Genomic DNA, 14834 nt, shown 5'->3' with positions numbered 1-14834 from the left:
CCGGGACGGGGACGCCCCGGGTCTCAGTCCAGCACCGGCAGCAGCTCCGGCAGGTGTCCGTCCGAGGCCAGCGCCGCCGCCCGCCGCTCGGCCGGCACCTCGCCGTAGGTGGTGGTGCGCTGGCGGTGCGGCCGGCCCGCCGCCTCGGCGATCGCCTGGAGGTCGCGCACCGACTTGTAACTCCCGTACGCCGAGCCGGCCATCCGCGAGATAGTCTCCTCCATCAGTGTGCCGCCGAGGTCGTTGGCGCCCGAGCGGAGCATCTCGGCCGCGCCCTCGGCACCCAGCTTGACCCAGCTGGTCTGGATGTTGGGGATGTGCGGGTGCAGCAGCAGCCGGGCCATCGCGACCACCGCGCGGTTGTCCCGGGCGGTCGGACCGGGCCGGGCGATGCCGGCCAGGTAGACCGGGGCGTTGGTGTGGATGAACGGCAGCGTGACGAACTCGGTGAAGCCGCCCGTGCGTTGCTGGATCCCGGCGAGCAGCCGCAGGTGGCCCAGCCAGTGCTTCGGGGTGTCCACGTGCCCGTACATCATCGTGGACGAGGAGCGGATGCCCAGCTCGTGCGCGGTGGTCACCACCTCGACCCAGGTCGCGGCCGGCAGCTTGCCCTTGGTGAGCACCCAGCGGACCTCGTCGTCCAGGATCTCGGCGGCGGTGCCCGGGATGGTGTCCAGGCCCGACTCCTTGGCCCGCTGCAGCCAGTCCCGGATCGACAGCCCGGTGCGGGTCGCCCCGTTGACCACCTCCATCGGCGAGAAGGCGTGCACGTGGATGCCGGGCACCCGCTCCTTCACCGCGCGGGCGATGTCGAAGTAGGCGGTGCCGGGCAGGTCCGGGTGGATGCCGCCCTGCATGCAGACCTCGGTGGCGCCCACCTCCCAGGCCTGCGCGGCCCGGTCGGCGACCTGCTCCAGGGAGAGGGTGTAGGCGTCGGCGTCGGTGCGGCGCTGGGCGAAGGCGCAGAAGCGGCAGCCGGTGTAGCAGACGTTGGTGAAGTTGATGTTCCGGGTGACGCAGTAGGTGACGTCGTCCCCGACCGCGTCCCGGCGGACGTCGTCGGCGATCCGGCACAGCGCGTCCAGGGCCGGGCCGTCCGCGTGGAAGAGGGCCAGCGCCTGGTCGTCGGTCAGCCCCGCCGGGTCGTCGGCGGCCACCGCCAGGGCCTCCCGGAGGTCCCCGGCCAGCCGCTCGGGGGCGCCCTTGGCGAGCACCTGCTCGCGCAGCACCTCCCAGTCTCCGTACACGTCCTCGAAGTCGGCCCGGCGGTCGCCGGTGCGGCCCTCGGTGTCGACGGCGGTGTGCAGGTCGGTGCGCCCGTACGACTCCGGCAGGTCCTCGGGCTCCTGCCAGGGCAGGCCGCGGACCACCGCGTCCGGGTTCGCCAGGCCGGTGGCCGGGTCGGCCAGCGCGCGGACGTGCGGCAGCACCCGCGGGTCCAGCCAGGGCTCGCCGCGGCGCACGTACTCGGGGTAGACGGCGAGGCGTTCGCGCAGTTCGAAGCCGGCCGCGGCGGAGCGCTCGGCCAGCCGCTCGATCTGCGGCCAGGGGCGCTCGGGGTTGACGTGGTCCGGGGTGAGCGGGGAGACCCCGCCCCAGTCGTCGATGCCGGCCGCGATCAGCCGCTCGTACTCGCCGTCCACCAGGTTCGGCGGGGCCTGGAGGCAGGCGGCCGGGCCCATCAGGTGCCGGGCCACCGCCACCGTGGCCACCAGCTCGTCCAGTTCGGCGTCCGGCATGCCGCGCATCGCGGTGTCCGGCTTGGCCCGGAAGTTCTGCAGGATCAGTTCCTGGACGCCGTGGTACGCGCGGGAGACCCTGCGCAGCGCGAACAGCGACTCGGCGCGCTCCTGGTAGGTCTCGCCGATGCCGATCAGCAGGCCGCTGGTGAACGGGACGGAGCTGCGCCCGGCGTCCTCCAGCACCCGCAGCCGGACGGCCGGCTCCTTGTCCGGGGAGCCGAAGTGCGGGCCGCCGGGCTCGCTCCACAGCCGGGTGGCGGTGGTCTCCAGCATCATGCCCATCGAGGCGGAGACCGGCTTGAGCCGCTGGAAGTCCGTCCAGCCCAGCACCCCGGGGTTGAGGTGCGGCAGCAGGCCGGTCTCCTCCAGGATGCGGATCGACATGGCGCGCACGTAGGCGATGGTGTCGTCGTAGCCGTGCGCGTCGAGCCACTCGCGGGCCTCGGGCCAGCGGTCCTCGGGCTTGTCGCCGAGCGTGATCAGGGCTTCCTTGCAGCCGAGTTCGGCGCCCCGGCGGGCCACCTCCAGCACCTCGTCCGGGGACATATACATCCCGTGCCCCTCCCGGCGCAGCTTGCCGGGGACGGTGGCGAAGGTGCAGTAGTGGCACTTGTCGCGGCAGAGCCGGGTGAGCGGGATGAAGACGCTCTTGGAGTAGGTGATGACGCCGGGTCGGCCGGCCGCTTCGAGGCCCGCGTCCCGGACCCGGGCGGCACCGGCACAGAGGTCCAGCAGGTCCTCGCCTCTGGCCTGGAGCAGCACCGCGGCCTCGGTGACGTCGAGGGCGACGCCGTCCCGGGCTCGGCGCAGGGCGCGGCGCATCGCGTTGGCGGTCGGCGGGGTGCTGGCGTCCGTGGCGGTTCCGTCCATGGCGCGACCCTACGCCAGCGGAGGGGCCCGCGGAGGGGCCGACCCTGAGACCGTCTCAGGGTCGGCGTACCCAAGAAGGCCACCCGATCTGCCCCCACAGGGCGATGACGGCGGCGGCGCGGCGGCCTCTAATGGAGGGGCAAGGCCAATCGGACGTGTTCGCGGAGGAGTTGAGGACGCCATGACCAATGAGAAGACGGCGGGGGACGATCTGGACGGCGGTGTACCGTACCGCTCCCGGCGGCGCGTCCTGATGCGTGCCGGGGTGCCGGTGGCGGTGGTCGCGGTGATCGCCGCGGGGGTGGGCCTGGTCCCGGCGCTGGCCGCCGACGGCGCGCCCGACCTCCCGGCGCTGTCCGCGGAGCAGCTGGTCGCCAAGGTGCTCGGCTCCGAGGCGCAGACGCTGTCCGGGACGGTCTCGATCAGCACCGACCTCGGGGTGCCCGGTCAGCTGCTCGGCACGGCCGGCGGCCTCGGCGCGGCGGCCGGCGGCAAGGGCGGCGGGGGCTCCGCCGCGGACCCGCAGTCCAAGCTGCTCGGCCTGCTCGGCGGGGACCAGACGCTGCGGATCGCGGTGGACGGCCCGGACCGCCAGCGGGTGGACGTGCTGGAGAACATGGCGGGCTACACCCTGGTCCGCAACGGCGACCAGGCCTGGGCCTGGGACAGCTCGTCCAACAGCGCGGTGCACATGACCGGTCGGGCCGCCGGCGAGCGGCCGCACGCCGGGACGCCGCTGTCCGAGCTGCCGACCAGCCCGCAGGAGGCCGCCCGGCAGTTCCTGGCCGGGAGCGCCGGCACCACCTCGGTGACCGTCGCCGGGACGGCCAAGGTGGCCGGGCAGAACGCCTACCAGCTGAGCGTGAAGCCCACCCAGTCCGGTTCGACCCTCGCCGAGGTCCGGATCGCGGTGGCCGCCGAGAACGGGGTGCCGCTGTCGGTGGCGGTGAAGTCCGTGGACGGCAGCACCGTGCTGAACGTCCGCTTCACCCAGGTGTCCTTCGCCAAGCCGGCCGACAGGACCTTCGACTTCACCGCCCCCAAGGGCGCCAAGGTGACGGAGCAGAAGGCGGGGGACGCGGCCGGGGGCGCGCCGGGCGGGGCCCGGGAGCACCGGGGCGCCGGGGCGGCCGAGGGCGTCAACGTGATCGGCGAGGGCTGGACGACGGTCGTCTCCACCAAGCTGCCCGGCGCGGTGGACGGGGCGCCGAAGGGCGACACCCAGGGCGGCGGGCACGGGGACCGGTCGGGGCGGTCGGTGGACCCGCGGGCGATGGTGAAGTCGCTCGGCAAGCCGGTCGCCGGCGGCACCCTGGTGAGCACCAAGGTGCTCAACGTCCTGCTCACCGACGACGGCCGGGTCCTGGCCGGCGCGGTGACCCTGCCGGTCCTCCAGCACGCCGCCGGGGTGAACTGACGGATGACCAAGGCTCCCGTAACGGGGGACGTTACGGAGTCGGCCGGGGGTACGGGCGCCGCGTCGCGCCCGGCCCCCGCGCCCGTTCCATCCGCTTCCTCCGCCGCCCCCTCCGCCCCCTCGCCCCAGGACGCCGCCTCGCCCGCCTCCCGGGGTGCCGCCGGACCGCCCGGCCCCGGCACCGACGACGTCATCCGGACCCGCGGCCTGACCAAGCGCTTCCGCGGCGGCCAGCTCGCCGTGGACGGCCTGGACCTGGCCGTGCCGCGCGGCTCCGTCTTCGGCTTCCTGGGCCCCAACGGCTCCGGCAAGACCACCACCATCCGGATGCTGATGGGCCTGATCGCCCCCACCTCCGGCGCGGCCACCGTCCTCGGCGAGTCGATGCCGCAGTCCGTCGCCACGGTGCTGCCCCGGGTGGGCGCGCTGATCGAGGGCCCGGCCCTGTACGGCTTCCTCTCCGGACGGGACAACCTGGTGCGCTTCGACGCCGCCGACCCGACCGCCGACCCGCGCACCCGCCGGCAGCGGGTCGAGGCGGCGCTGGAGCGGGTCGGCCTGAGCGCCGCGGCGGGCAAGAAGGCCCGGGCGTACTCGCTGGGCATGAAGCAGCGGCTGGGCCTGGCCTCCGCGCTGCTCCAGCCGCGCGAGCTGCTGGTGCTGGACGAGCCGACCAACGGGCTGGACCCGCAGGGCATGCGGGAGATCCGGACGCTGGTCCGGGAGGTCGCGGCGGAGGGCACCACGGTGTTCCTCTCCTCGCACCTGCTGGACGAGATCGAGCAGGTCTGCACCCACGCCGCGGTGATGTCCCGGGGCCGGCTGGTGGTGCAGGGCACCGTCGCCGAGCTGGCCGCCCGGGCCCAGGGCCGGCTGGTGGTCCGCACCCCGGACGTGACGCGGGCCGCGGAGGTGCTGGCGGCCCACCGGGTCACCGCGCTGGTGCCCGGCGACGGCCGGGTGGACGGCGAGCCGGGTGTGCTGGACGAGGAGGCGCTGCCCAGGCTGTGCGCGGCGATGGTCGAGGCCGGGGTGCGGGTGCACGGATTCGGGCTGGAGCGGGGCACGTTGGAGGACGCCTTCGTGGCGCTGACCGGGGAGGGCTTCGATGTCGCGGGCTGACGCGCGGACCGAGTCGCGGACCGAGTCGCCGGCCGAGGCACCGGCCGGGACACCGCCGATCGTCATCGGTCGGCGGCCGCAGACGGCGGCCGGGTTCCTGGCGCTGTTCCGCAGCGAGCTGCACCTGACCTTCCGCCGGATGCGCACCAAGGTGCTGCTGGGCATCCTGGCGGTGCTGCCGATCCTGATCGGGGTGGTGGTCAAGCTCAACACGGACAGTCCGCACGAGGGCGGCGGCGGTCCGAGCTTCATCGCGCAGACCACCCAGAACGGGCTCTTCCTCGTCTTCACCGCGCTCGCGGTGGCGCTGCCGGTCTTCCTGCCGATGACCGTCGGCGTGGTCGCCGGGGACTCGGTGGCGGGCGAGGCGGCCACCGGGACGCTGCGCTACCTGCTGGTCGCCCCCGCCGGCCGGACCAGGCTGCTGGCCGCCAAGTTCACCGCCGGACTGGTGTTCTGCCTGGCCGCGACGGCGGCGGTCGCGGTGACGGCGCTGGCCGCCGGCGCCGCGCTCTTCCCGCTCGGCCGGGTCACCCTGATCTCCGGGGACACCATCGGGCTCGGCGACGCGCTGCTGCGCGCGCTGCTGGTGGCCCTGGTGGTCGCGGCCTCACTGGCCGGGCTGGTGGCGATCGGGCTGTTCGTCTCCACCCTCACCGGCAGCGGCATCGCGGCGATGGCCGCCACCGTCGGGCTGGTGGTCACCGTCCAGATCCTGGACGCCTTCCCGCAGCTGGACGCCGTCAGCCCGTTCCTGTTCTCCCACTACTGGCTGAGCTTCGCGGACCTGCTGCGGGCACCGATGTACTGGGACGGCGTGCTGAAGGACCTCGGCCTCCAGGCCGCCTACGTCGCGGTGTTCGGCTCGGCGGCGTGGTCCCGCTTCACCAGCCGGGACATCAGCGCGTGACGGCCGGCTCCGCCGGTACGGGCTGCGGCGCCACCGCCGCGGCCCGCACCGCGCGGTCGGCCCGCACCTGGCGCAGCGCGTCCCAGGTGAGCAGCGCGAGCGCGGCCCAGACCAGGGCGAAGCCGGCCCAGCGGGCGGGCGGCATGGACTCGTGGAACACCGCGACGCCGATCAGGAACTGGAACACCGGCGCCAGGTACTGCAGCAGCCCGAGCACGGTCAGCGGCACCCGGACGGCGGCCGCGCCGAAGAACAGCAGCGGGATCGCGGTGATCACCCCGCTGAGCATCAGCAGCCCGGAGTGCCCCCAGCCGTACGAGCCGGCCACCGTGTGCCCGAAGGTGCCGCGCCCGGAGACCTCCAGGTAGACCAGGTAGCCGAGGGCGAACGGGAACATGAAGGCGCTCTCGGCCGCCAGGCTCTCCAGCCCGCTCAGGCCGACCTGCTTCTTCAGCAGGCCGTAGGTGGCGAAGGAGAGCGCCAGGGTGAGCGCGATCCAGGGCAGCTGCCCGTACGCGACGGTCAGCACCGCGACGGCGGCGGCGCCGATGCCGACCGCCGTCCACTGCGCGTTGCGCAGCCGCTCCTTGAGCACCAGGACACCGAAGCCGATGGTGACCAGCGGGTTGATGAAGTAGCCGAGGCTGGTCTCGACGACGTGGCCGGCGTTGACGGCCCAGATGTAGACGCCCCAGTTGACCGAGATCACGGTGGCCGCGCCGGCCAGCATGGCGAGCCGGCGGGGCTGGCGCAGCAGCGGGCGTATCCAGCCCCAGTGCCGCTGGGCGATCAGCAGCAGGACGACCGCGACCAGGGACCAGACCATCCGGTTGGCCAGGATGTCGTCGGCGGCACCCGGTTCCAGCAGCGGCCAGAACAGCGGGAAGAGGCCCCAGATGCCGTACGCGGCGACGCCGTACCAGAGGCCCCGGCCGTTGTCCTGCTGGTCTGTGTCCGCCATGGCCGAGTGCCCTCCCGCGCGCGTGTGTCCAGGTGACGGTAACCGGCGGGAGGGGTGGCTGTCATCTCCGTTTCCGCACTTTGGTCATGACACCGTTTGCATGCTGGACCTTCCACGGCCTCCCGGGGGCCCGGAGCTGCGGCGTTCCGGGCCCCCGGGGGCACGGTGGCGCTTCGGGCTCCCGGGCCCGTAGCGGCTCGGGAGCCCCGTGGGCCGTGGCGGCTCAGGCGTTCAGGGCCTCGCGGACGGACTCGGCCAGCGGGACGGTCGGACGGCCGATCAGCCGGGCCAGGTCGCCGGGGGTGCCGGCCAGCTCGCCGCGCGCGATGCCCGCGTCCACGTCCACCAGGGCCTCGGCGAAGCCCTGCGGCAGGCCCGCGCCGACCAGCGCGTCCAGGTGCTCGGCCGGGGTGACGTCCCGGTGCCCGACCGGCTTGCCGGAGGCCTTCGCCAGCTCGGCGGCCAGCTCGGGCAGGCTCCAGGCGGTGTCGCCGCTCAACTCGTACACCGTGTTGTCGTGCCCCTCGCCGACCAGGACGGCGACCGCCGCGGCCGCGTAGTCCCGGCGCGGGGCGGTGGCGATCCGGCCCTCGCCGGCGCTGCCGAGCACCGTGCCGCGCGCCACCGTGCCGGCCGCGTCGCCCAGGTAGTTCTCGGTGTACCAGCCGTTGCGCAGGAACGCGTACGGCAGGCCGGAGGCGAGGATCAGCTCCTCGGTCGCCCGGTGCTCGTCGGCCAACCGGAAGGTGGCCGCGCCGGGAGCGCTGGTGTAGGCGAGCAGCGCGACCCCGGCGGCCTTGGCGGCCTCGACCACGGCCCGGTGCTGCGGGATCCGGCGGCCGACCTCGCTGCCGGAGATCAGCAGCACCCGGTCGCCCTCGGCGAAGGCGCCGGCCAGGGTCTGGGGCCGGTCGTAGTCGACCACCCGGACGGCCACGCCGCGCGCGGCCAGGTCGGCGGCCTTCTCGGCGGAGCGGACGGCGACGGCCACCTCGCTCGCGGGGACCTGGGCCAGCAGGCCCTCGACGACGAGACGGCCGAGCTGGCCGGTGGCGCCGGTGACGACGTACATGGTGTTGCTCCTCAGGGGTTGCTACGGGGTTCTGACCTCGAAACTCACCCTACGGACAGCACTAACCTTTCGAAAGTACGCACTTCAAAGTAGGGTACTGACATGAAGGTAAGCGAGCTGAAGGCGGGCGGACCGCCGCCCGCCGACGTGTTCGACCGGATGTGTCCGTCCCGGGGCGTGCTGGAGCACGTCACCAGCCGCTGGGGCGTGCTGGTGCTGGGCGCGCTGAACGAGCGCGGCTACCGGTTCAGCGAACTGCGCCGCCGGGTCACCGGGGTCAGCGAGAAGATGCTCGCCCAGACCCTCCAGACGCTGGAGCGGGACGGCTTCGTGCTGCGCGAGGCGCACCCGGTGATTCCGCCGCGGGTCGACTACAGCCTCACCCCGCTGGGGCGGGAGGCGGCGGAGCTGGTCGCCGCGCTGGCGCACTGGTCGGAGCGGCGGGTGCCCGAGGTCGAGACGGCCCGTCAGGAGTACGACGGGCGCGCTACCGCTCCGCGATGAGGGCTTCGAGCCCGTCCAGGACCCTGGCCAGGCCGAAGGCGTAGGCGTGGTCCGGGCTGTAGGCGCCGCCGTGCGCCTCCCCGGCGGCGGCACCGACCCGGGCGGCGACCGGGTAGCGCTCGGGGTCGAAGACCCGGGCGAGCAGTTCGGCGTTGGCGGCCCACCACTGCTCGTCGGTCATCGCGCTGTCCTGCCGGGCGGCGCGCTCGTCGGCCGCCATCCGGGCGCAGGTCTGGACGAAGCCGAGCAGGTGGGTCAGCCCGGCGTCCAGGTCGACGTCGGACAGGCCGGTGCCCTCGAAGGCGCGCAGCTCGTACTCGTACTTGGCCATCAGCCCGGGCCCGAGCGGCGGGCGGCTGGTGGAGACGGCGGCCACCCACGGGTGGGCGCGGTGCAGCGCGCGGTTGTCGTCGGCGACGGCGGTGACCCGGGCTCGCCAGCCCTCGTCGGCGGGGGTGCTGCGGGGCATCGTGGCGTAGACCGTGTCCAGCATCAGGTCGAGCAGCTCGGCCTTGCCGGGCACGTAGGTGTAGAGCGCCATCGGGGAGAGCCCCAGCTCCTGCGCGACCCGGCGCATGGTGACGGCGTCCACGCCCTCGGCGTCGGCCAGGGCGATCGCGGTGGCGGCGATCTCGCCGGTCGAGCGGGCCTGCCGGGGGCCGCGCCGACCGGGCTTCTCCTCGGCGGTGAGCCCCCAGAGCAGGGCGAGGGTGCGTGCCGGATCTCCTGCGCTGCTGCGGTCGGTGGCCATGGGGCCATCGTGCCACGCACCGGCAGGGGGCCTTGACGGTGCGGGCGGCTACCGTCTGACCATGACCAGCCCGACCGATCCGCCCAGCCCGACCGGACCGCCCAGCCCGGCGGGTCCGTCCAGCCCGACCGGACCCGAACCGCTTCCCGGTACGGACACCGCGCGGACCCTCCGGCCGCGGGTGACCTGCCGCCGGTGCCACCGGCCGCTGCACGATCCGGAGTCCCGGATGCTGCGGCTGGGGCCGGAGTGCCGGGATCCGGCGGAGCGGGTCGCGCGGTTCGACGTGGACCAGGATCCGCTGCCCGGGGTGGGTTAGAGCCGGCCCGTCTCAGCCCCTCCCGAAGAGGCGGCGCAGACGGCCGGGGCGGGGCTCCTTCCCCGCCGCTGCCCCCTCCGCGCGCTCCGCCGCCCGGTCGGCCTCCCCCGTCGCCGGTTCCGCCCCCGCCGGTTGGGCCGCCGATTGAGCCGCCGCCCCCGCGTCGGCGGCGTCCTCCCGGGCCGTCAGGCGCCGGGCGAGCGCGCGGTCCTCGTCGGACATCCAGGGCGCGGCGAGCACCAGCGCGGACAGCGAGCGCAGGATGGTCACCACCCGGGTGTGGCGGGCCCGGGCGTCGTGGTGCAGCCGCTGCTGGAGCAGGGCGGCGACGTCCGCCCGGGTCCGCGGCTCGGTCCAGCCGATCGCGACCAGCGCGAAGCCGGCCGCCTCGACCACCCAGTCCTCCGGCCCGAGCAGCAGGTCGCGCAGTACCCGGCGGCGCTCGGAGCCCTCCCAGGGCTGGTCGGTGCGGTGGTGGGCGATGCCGAGGCAGGCGAAGACCTGGACGGCCCGCACCCAGAGTTCGGGCTGGTGGGCGAGCAGGGCACGGCCGAGTTCGTCCTCGCGCGGCATCGGCGGATGGACCAGGACGCCGAGCAGGTCGTCCAGCGGCAGCCCGGCCAGCCGCACGGCGTGGTCGTAGGCGGCGGGGACGGTCGGCCAGAAGACCTCGGCGGTGGCCCGGACGAGTTCGGCGCTCCGCGGTGCGGGCGGGGCGACGGCCGGGCGCGGGTCGGTGCCGTCCCAGGCCCAGATCCGGGTGGTGGGCTCGGTCAGCGGCAGCCGGGGGTCGGGCTCGCCGACGGCCTGGTAGCCGACGGTGGCGCGCGGCAGCGCGAGCCGGACGGCCAGCACCGAGCTGGGCGGCTCCAGGGTGGAGGCGGTGCAGTCGATCTCGGTGTCGCGGGTGGCGCCGGGCTCGGCGAGCACCTGGTGCAGCACGTTGACGGTGGCCTCGGTGGCACCGGAGACCAGGCCGAGCCAGGGCTCCCGGCGGCTCAGCCGCTCCAGCAGCTCCTGGGCGTACCCGTGCTCGGGGTGGGCGCGGTGGTGGTCGGCCAGGCCGAGCAGGTGGGCCGGGTCCCCGTCGAGGGCGTGCCGCAGCCCGTACCGGGCCGGGCCGGCCTTGGGGTGGTCGGGCTCGACGGCGAGCACCCGGTCCAGCCAGGGCAGGCCTTCGGCGGGGCGGCCGAGCGCGCCGTACAGCTCGGCGACGTCGACGGCGAGGTAGCCGCTGGAGTCGTCGCGGTCCGGCGCGGCCCGCTCCAGCTCGGCCTCCCAGACGTCGAGCGCCCGCTCCGGCCGACCGGCCGAGCGCAGGGCGTTGCCGAGCATCACGGCGGGCAGGTAGCCGGGGGCCAACCGGTGGGCCCGCTCGGCGAGTTCGACGGCCCGGACGGTGTCACCGAGCCGGCGGGTCAGGCCCGAGGCCATCGCGAGCAGCAGCACGTGGTCGGTGTGGCGGGCCAGCACCGCCTGCGCGAAGTCGTGGAACGGCCGTACGGCTTCGGCGAGTCCGGCCGGGAGCGGGTCGGGCAGCGCACCGGTCGCGCGGGCCACCGCCTGGGCGACGGCGTCCGGGTCGACCAGGCCGGGCAGGTCCTCGCGGGCGAGCCAGGCGGCGTGCGCCCAGGGGCGGGCCGGCTCGTACTGGACGGCGGAGGCGAGCAGGCCGACGGCGGCGTCCCAGTCCCCGGCGGCGGCCTCCACGTGGGCCCGGCAGGCCACCGTGCCGAGGTACACCTGGCCGTCCAGCGGGAACAGCCCGCGGGCCGCCGCCGGGCCTCCCGCCGCGGCGCACAACTCGGCCAGCGCCTCGTGCAGTTCGGGCAGTTGGGGGTCGGCGAGGATCGCGTCGCCGAGGTGCTCGGCGGCGTGCGCCAGGTCCCCCGAGTCGATGGCCAGCCGGGCGACCGCCACCTCCCCCTGCGCGGCCAGGCGCCCGTCGCCCCCGTCGTCGGTGTGACCGCTCATTCGTCCTGCTCCCCCGGTGGTCCCGCGCGGTCCCGTCCCCGCTGCGCACGAGGCTATCCGGTGCCGACGACAGCCGGATGATCACCATGGCCCGGCCGTCCACCTCTTGGATCGGATACGACCCGTGCGGGTGGTTTAGACCTCCGAGGGGTGCGGTCGACGGCCGGCGACCACCACGATGGCCGAGGTCCTTCGCGAGCGAAGCGCCAAGAGCAAACTTCCGATCCAGCCAACGGAATCGAGGCATCGATGAAGCTCTCGCGCACCCTGTCGCTGGCGGCCTCCGCCGCCGTCCTGAGCACCCTCGCTGTCGCCGGCCGGACCGCCCCGGCCTCCGCCGCCGGCTCCTTCGTGGTCAGCGAGTCCCAGTTCAACCAGATGTTCCCGAGCCGGAACGGCTTCTACACCTACCGGGGCCTGGTCGACGCCCTGAGCGCCTACCCGAAGTTCGCCACCACCGGCGACGACGCCACCCGCAGACGCGAGGCGGCGGCCTTCCTGGCCAACGTCGGCCACGAGACCGGCGGCCTGCGGTTCGTGGTGGAGCAGAACACCGCCAACTACCCGCACTACTGCGACGCTTCGCAGCCGTACGGCTGTCCGGCGGGGCAGGCGGCGTACTACGGGCGCGGGCCGCTCCAGCTGAGCTGGAACTTCAACTACAAGGCGGCCGGCGACGCCCTGCACATCGACCTGCTGCACGACCCCTCCAAGGTCGAGAAGGACCCGGCCGTCTCCTGGAAGACCGCCCTCTGGTTCTGGAACAGCCAGACCGGCGCCGGGCGGATGACCCCGCACGACGCCATCGTCAACGGCAAGGGCTTCGGGGAGACCATCCGGAGCATCAACGGCGCGCTGGAGTGCGACGGGAAGAACCCGGGCCAGCGGGACGACCGGATCAACCTGTTCAAGAAGTTCGTCGGCGTCCTGAACACCAGCGTCGGCGGCGGCAGCGTCTCCTGCTGAGTCCCCTGCCGCCGGTCGGCCCGCTCCGCTGTCGGTGCCCGCTGCTTCACTGGTCCCCGACGTCGAACGAGAACGAGTGGGGTGGCCGCGATGGGTGTGCTGACCGACTACTTCCGGGCGCCCGATGCGGCGACGGTCGTCCGGGCCCTGGAGCTCGGGGAGGGCGTGCTGCCTCCGTTCGACGGGCCCTCCGGCGGTTCCTCCGACGAGGCCTCCGAGGGGGCCATCGACGGGGTGCAGGCCAAGGGCGTCGATCCGGACGTCATGCTCGGCCAGCTGGTGGCGGCCGTCCTCGGGGAGCCGTGGCGGGCCGGCCTGGTGTCGGAGACGGCGGTCTGGCCGACCACGCCGCAGCCCGGCCCGTCCGGGCCCTGGGACGGGGACGACCCGTGGGCGACCGGCCCGTGGGTCACCGAACTGGGCGCCGCCGCCCGGGACGCGCTCGCCGCGGTGCCCGACGAGCGGGTGCCGGAAGCCGTCGCGCGGTGGGCCGAGGCCGAGGAGTGGTACGGCGCCGATCCGTCCGATCTGCTGCCGCTGGCCGAGGAGTTGATCGCCCTCGCCCGCCGGGCGCGGGCGGCCGGCGAGCGGCTGTACTGCTGGATCTGCCTGTAGCGGGGCCTGGGGCCCGACTGCCGGCGCTGGACGGCCGGACGGACGAGGCCCTCGGCCTGCTCAGGTCGTCCACCGAGTACGGGGCTCACCGAATCCTTGCCGGAATCCTGAGCAGGCACGGCCACTACGCAGAGGCCGTCGCCGCCGTCCCCACGGTGTCCTCCCAGCGCGAGGCGTGGGAGCGGCGCTGGGGCGGGCGGCCGCCGACCGGCTCGCCCGGATGTTTCAGAGAGAGAAATATTCAGGTGGACGGCGGTGTTCCGGTAGGCGTCGACGCGGGAGGTCCGCGCGAGGCTGGAAGGAGTGCGGCGCCGTGCGCGTGGAGATCTGGAGCGACATCAACTGCCCGTGGTGCTACGTGGGCAAGGCCCGGTTCGAGCAGGCGCTGGCGGCCTTCCCGCACCGTGAGGAGGTGGAGGTCGTCCACCGCTCCTTCGAACTGGACCCGCGGGCGCCGCGCGAGGCCCGTCCGGTGGTGCCGCTGCTGGCCGCGAAGTACGGCATGAGCCTGGAGCAGGCCGAGGCGGCGGAGGCCCGGATCGCGGAGAACGCGCATGCCGAGGGCCTGCCGTACCTGCGCGAGGGCCGCGACGCGGCGAACTCCTTCGACATGCACCGCCTGCTGCACTTCGCCGAGGAGCACGGCCGGCAGGCGCAACTGCTGGACGGGCTGTACCGGGCCAACTTCGCCGAGGAGCGGTCGGCCTTCGAGTCGGGCCGACTGGTCGAGCTGGCCGTCGAGGCCGGCCTGGACGGCGAGGCGGCCGCGGCCGTCCTGGCCGACCCGGAGGCGTACGCGGAGGCGGTGCGCGAGGACGAGGCCACGGCTAGCGCCATGGGTGCGACGGGCGTGCCGTTCTTCGTCCTGGACCGTCGGCTCGGCGTCTCGGGCGCTCAGCCCGCCGAAACGTTCACCCGCGCGCTGGAGCAGGCCTGGGAGAGCCGGGTCGCGACGCCGCTGACGCCACTCACGCCGAAGGAGTGAACGGCGGCGGAGCAGGAAGTCGGCCCGTCCGACTTCCTGCTCCGCATAATGGGGGCCCGCAGGACACCGGCTGCGGGCTGTCCCGCTGCCGGGCGGTGCCGCGGGCGCTACTCCCGCACGAACCCGTGGCTCCGCTCCACCTTCGCCACGTGCAGCGTGTAGCCCTGGTACCAGTCGGCTCGCCCGCGCTGCTGCGCCACGCGGTGCTCGGCGTTGGTCCGCCACTCCGTGAGGGCCTCGGCGTCACGGAAGTACCCGACCGTGATGGACAGCCCGCCGGGATTCTGCGCGTGGTCCATCCCCAGGAAACCGGGGATGTCCTTCACCAGCTCCTCCATGCGGGCGCTGGTCTCGCCGTAGCCGCTCTGGTCCTGGGTCCGCACCGAGGTGAAGACCACCGCGTAGTAGGGAGGTTCAAAGGCCTGCACGGGCCCGACAGGTGCATCCGGTTCGTTGCTCACCGCGCCACCGTAAGGCGGGCGGCACCGGATGATCCAGCGGCTTTTGCCGCCACGAGCACGGGCCGTAAACGCGAAGAACCCCCATCCGGATCCCGGATGGGGGTTCTTCAGCAATGATTGTTCGGCGGCGTCCTACTCTCCCACAGGGTCCCCCCTGCAGTACCA

14 protein-coding genes are annotated in these 14834 nt (G+C 74.4%); 8 read left to right on the top strand and 6 right to left on the bottom strand.

Translation table 11 applies throughout. From position 1 onward, the window contains the following. Positions 1–23 precede the first annotated feature (23 nt). Positions 24–2612, bottom strand: coding sequence for a bifunctional FO biosynthesis protein CofGH (locus ACFY0X_RS05895; protein WP_387749365.1), 2589 nt, complete (start codon positions 2610–2612; stop codon positions 24–26). 181 nt (positions 2613–2793) lie between these two features. Between ACFY0X_RS05895 and ACFY0X_RS05890 the strand changes: the two genes are divergently transcribed. From ACFY0X_RS05890 to ACFY0X_RS05880, 3 genes are read left to right on the top strand one after another with little or no spacing between them, the layout of a single operon-like run. Beyond that, positions 2794–4029: an outer membrane lipoprotein carrier protein LolA gene (locus ACFY0X_RS05890; protein ID WP_387749363.1), complete on the top strand. Its 1236-nt coding sequence runs from the start codon at positions 2794–2796 to the stop codon at positions 4027–4029. Positions 4030–4032: 3 nt separating this feature from the next. Next, on the top strand, positions 4033–5151 hold the full coding sequence (locus ACFY0X_RS05885; RefSeq protein ID WP_387749360.1) for an ABC transporter ATP-binding protein: 1119 nt from the start codon (positions 4033–4035) through the stop codon (positions 5149–5151). After that, positions 5138–6061, top strand: a complete 924-nt coding sequence (locus ACFY0X_RS05880; RefSeq protein ID WP_387749357.1) for an ABC transporter permease — start codon at positions 5138–5140, stop codon at positions 6059–6061. The genes ACFY0X_RS05885 and ACFY0X_RS05880 overlap by 14 nt, the downstream gene beginning before the upstream one ends. On the opposite strand, the gene rarD is transcribed toward ACFY0X_RS05880, so the two are convergent. Both rarD and ACFY0X_RS05870 read right to left on the bottom strand, forming a co-directional pair. Then, positions 6051–7022 (bottom strand): EamA family transporter RarD, encoded by a 972-nt coding sequence (rarD, locus tag ACFY0X_RS05875; RefSeq protein WP_387749354.1) that lies wholly within the window; start codon positions 7020–7022, stop codon positions 6051–6053. The two genes, ACFY0X_RS05880 and rarD, sit on opposite strands and share 11 nt — an antisense overlap. Before the next feature lie 223 nt (positions 7023–7245). Then, positions 7246–8094, bottom strand: coding sequence for an SDR family oxidoreductase (locus ACFY0X_RS05870; RefSeq protein ID WP_387749351.1), 849 nt, complete (start codon positions 8092–8094; stop codon positions 7246–7248). Positions 8095–8196: 102 nt separating this feature from the next. On the opposite strand from ACFY0X_RS05870, the gene ACFY0X_RS05865 reads away from it, so the two are divergent. Next, complete coding sequence (locus tag ACFY0X_RS05865; RefSeq protein ID WP_387749349.1) at positions 8197–8598, top strand: winged helix-turn-helix transcriptional regulator; 402 nt, start codon at positions 8197–8199, stop codon at positions 8596–8598. Here ACFY0X_RS05865 and ACFY0X_RS05860 read toward each other — a convergent pair. Beyond that, positions 8582–9349, bottom strand: a complete 768-nt coding sequence (locus tag ACFY0X_RS05860; protein WP_387749346.1) for a TetR/AcrR family transcriptional regulator — start codon at positions 9347–9349, stop codon at positions 8582–8584. The genes ACFY0X_RS05865 and ACFY0X_RS05860 overlap by 17 nt on opposite strands. Between ACFY0X_RS05860 and ACFY0X_RS05855 the strand changes: the two genes are divergently transcribed. Continuing rightward, positions 9348–9668: a DUF6011 domain-containing protein gene (locus tag ACFY0X_RS05855; RefSeq protein ID WP_387749343.1), complete on the top strand. Its 321-nt coding sequence runs from the start codon at positions 9348–9350 to the stop codon at positions 9666–9668. The two genes, ACFY0X_RS05860 and ACFY0X_RS05855, sit on opposite strands and share 2 nt — an antisense overlap. 12 nt (positions 9669–9680) lie before the next feature. Here ACFY0X_RS05855 and ACFY0X_RS05850 read toward each other — a convergent pair whose 3' ends face one another. After that, positions 9681–11642 carry a tetratricopeptide repeat protein gene (locus ACFY0X_RS05850; protein WP_387749340.1) on the bottom strand — a complete coding sequence of 654 codons (1962 nt, stop codon included), beginning with the start codon at positions 11640–11642 and terminating at the stop codon, positions 9681–9683. A gap of 249 nt (positions 11643–11891) precedes the next feature. Here ACFY0X_RS05850 and ACFY0X_RS05845 point away from each other — a divergent pair, with 249 nt between their 5' ends. From ACFY0X_RS05845 to ACFY0X_RS05835, 3 genes are all read left to right on the top strand, one after another. After that, the gene (locus ACFY0X_RS05845) at positions 11892–12608 is read left to right on the top strand and encodes a chitinase (protein ID WP_387749337.1); all 717 of its coding nucleotides are present in this window, start codon (positions 11892–11894) and stop codon (positions 12606–12608) included. Positions 12609–12698: 90 nt separating this feature from the next. Beyond that, a complete protein-coding gene (locus tag ACFY0X_RS05840) occupies positions 12699–13223 on the top strand; it encodes a hypothetical protein (RefSeq protein ID WP_387749334.1) in 525 nt (174 codons plus the stop codon). A 313-nt stretch (positions 13224–13536) separates the two neighbouring features. Continuing rightward, positions 13537–14208, top strand: a complete 672-nt coding sequence (locus ACFY0X_RS05835) for a DsbA family oxidoreductase (RefSeq protein ID WP_387749332.1) — start codon at positions 13537–13539, stop codon at positions 14206–14208. A gap of 107 nt (positions 14209–14315) precedes the next feature. Here ACFY0X_RS05835 and ACFY0X_RS05830 read toward each other — a convergent pair whose 3' ends face one another. Then, the gene (locus ACFY0X_RS05830) at positions 14316–14669 is read right to left on the bottom strand and encodes an antibiotic biosynthesis monooxygenase family protein (RefSeq protein WP_387749329.1); all 354 of its coding nucleotides are present in this window, start codon (positions 14667–14669) and stop codon (positions 14316–14318) included. Positions 14670–14834: the final 165 nt, after the last annotated feature.

It is taken from the genome of Kitasatospora sp. NPDC001547 (assembly GCF_042894165.1).
GTDB lineage: Bacteria > Actinomycetota > Actinomycetes > Streptomycetales > Streptomycetaceae > Kitasatospora.
Note: the sequence above shows the minus strand (reverse complement) of the source record. Positions and strands in the feature narration are given on the sequence as shown.

What these genes read in the sequence shown, in the direction of transcription:
- ACFY0X_RS05840 (WP_387749334.1), top strand. Translation starts at nt 12,699, where the DNA reads ATGGGTGTGCTGACCGACTACTTCCGGGCGCCCGATGCGGCGACGGTC.
- ACFY0X_RS05870 (WP_387749351.1), bottom strand. Translation starts at nt 8,094, where the DNA reads ATGTACGTCGTCACCGGCGCCACCGGCCAGCTCGGCCGTCTCGTCGTC.
- ACFY0X_RS05845 (WP_387749337.1), top strand. Translation starts at nt 11,892, where the DNA reads ATGAAGCTCTCGCGCACCCTGTCGCTGGCGGCCTCCGCCGCCGTCCTG.
- ACFY0X_RS05890 (WP_387749363.1), top strand. Translation starts at nt 2,794, where the DNA reads ATGACCAATGAGAAGACGGCGGGGGACGATCTGGACGGCGGTGTACCG.
- ACFY0X_RS05860 (WP_387749346.1), bottom strand. Translation starts at nt 9,349, where the DNA reads ATGGCCACCGACCGCAGCAGCGCAGGAGATCCGGCACGCACCCTCGCC.
- ACFY0X_RS05855 (WP_387749343.1), top strand. Translation starts at nt 9,348, where the DNA reads ATGGGGCCATCGTGCCACGCACCGGCAGGGGGCCTTGACGGTGCGGGC.
- ACFY0X_RS05880 (WP_387749357.1), top strand. Translation starts at nt 5,138, where the DNA reads ATGTCGCGGGCTGACGCGCGGACCGAGTCGCGGACCGAGTCGCCGGCC.
- ACFY0X_RS05895 (WP_387749365.1), bottom strand. Translation starts at nt 2,612, where the DNA reads ATGGACGGAACCGCCACGGACGCCAGCACCCCGCCGACCGCCAACGCG.
- rarD (WP_387749354.1), bottom strand. Translation starts at nt 7,022, where the DNA reads ATGGCGGACACAGACCAGCAGGACAACGGCCGGGGCCTCTGGTACGGC.
- ACFY0X_RS05865 (WP_387749349.1), top strand. Translation starts at nt 8,197, where the DNA reads ATGAAGGTAAGCGAGCTGAAGGCGGGCGGACCGCCGCCCGCCGACGTG.
- ACFY0X_RS05885 (WP_387749360.1), top strand. Translation starts at nt 4,033, where the DNA reads ATGACCAAGGCTCCCGTAACGGGGGACGTTACGGAGTCGGCCGGGGGT.
- ACFY0X_RS05850 (WP_387749340.1), bottom strand. Translation starts at nt 11,642, where the DNA reads ATGAGCGGTCACACCGACGACGGGGGCGACGGGCGCCTGGCCGCGCAG.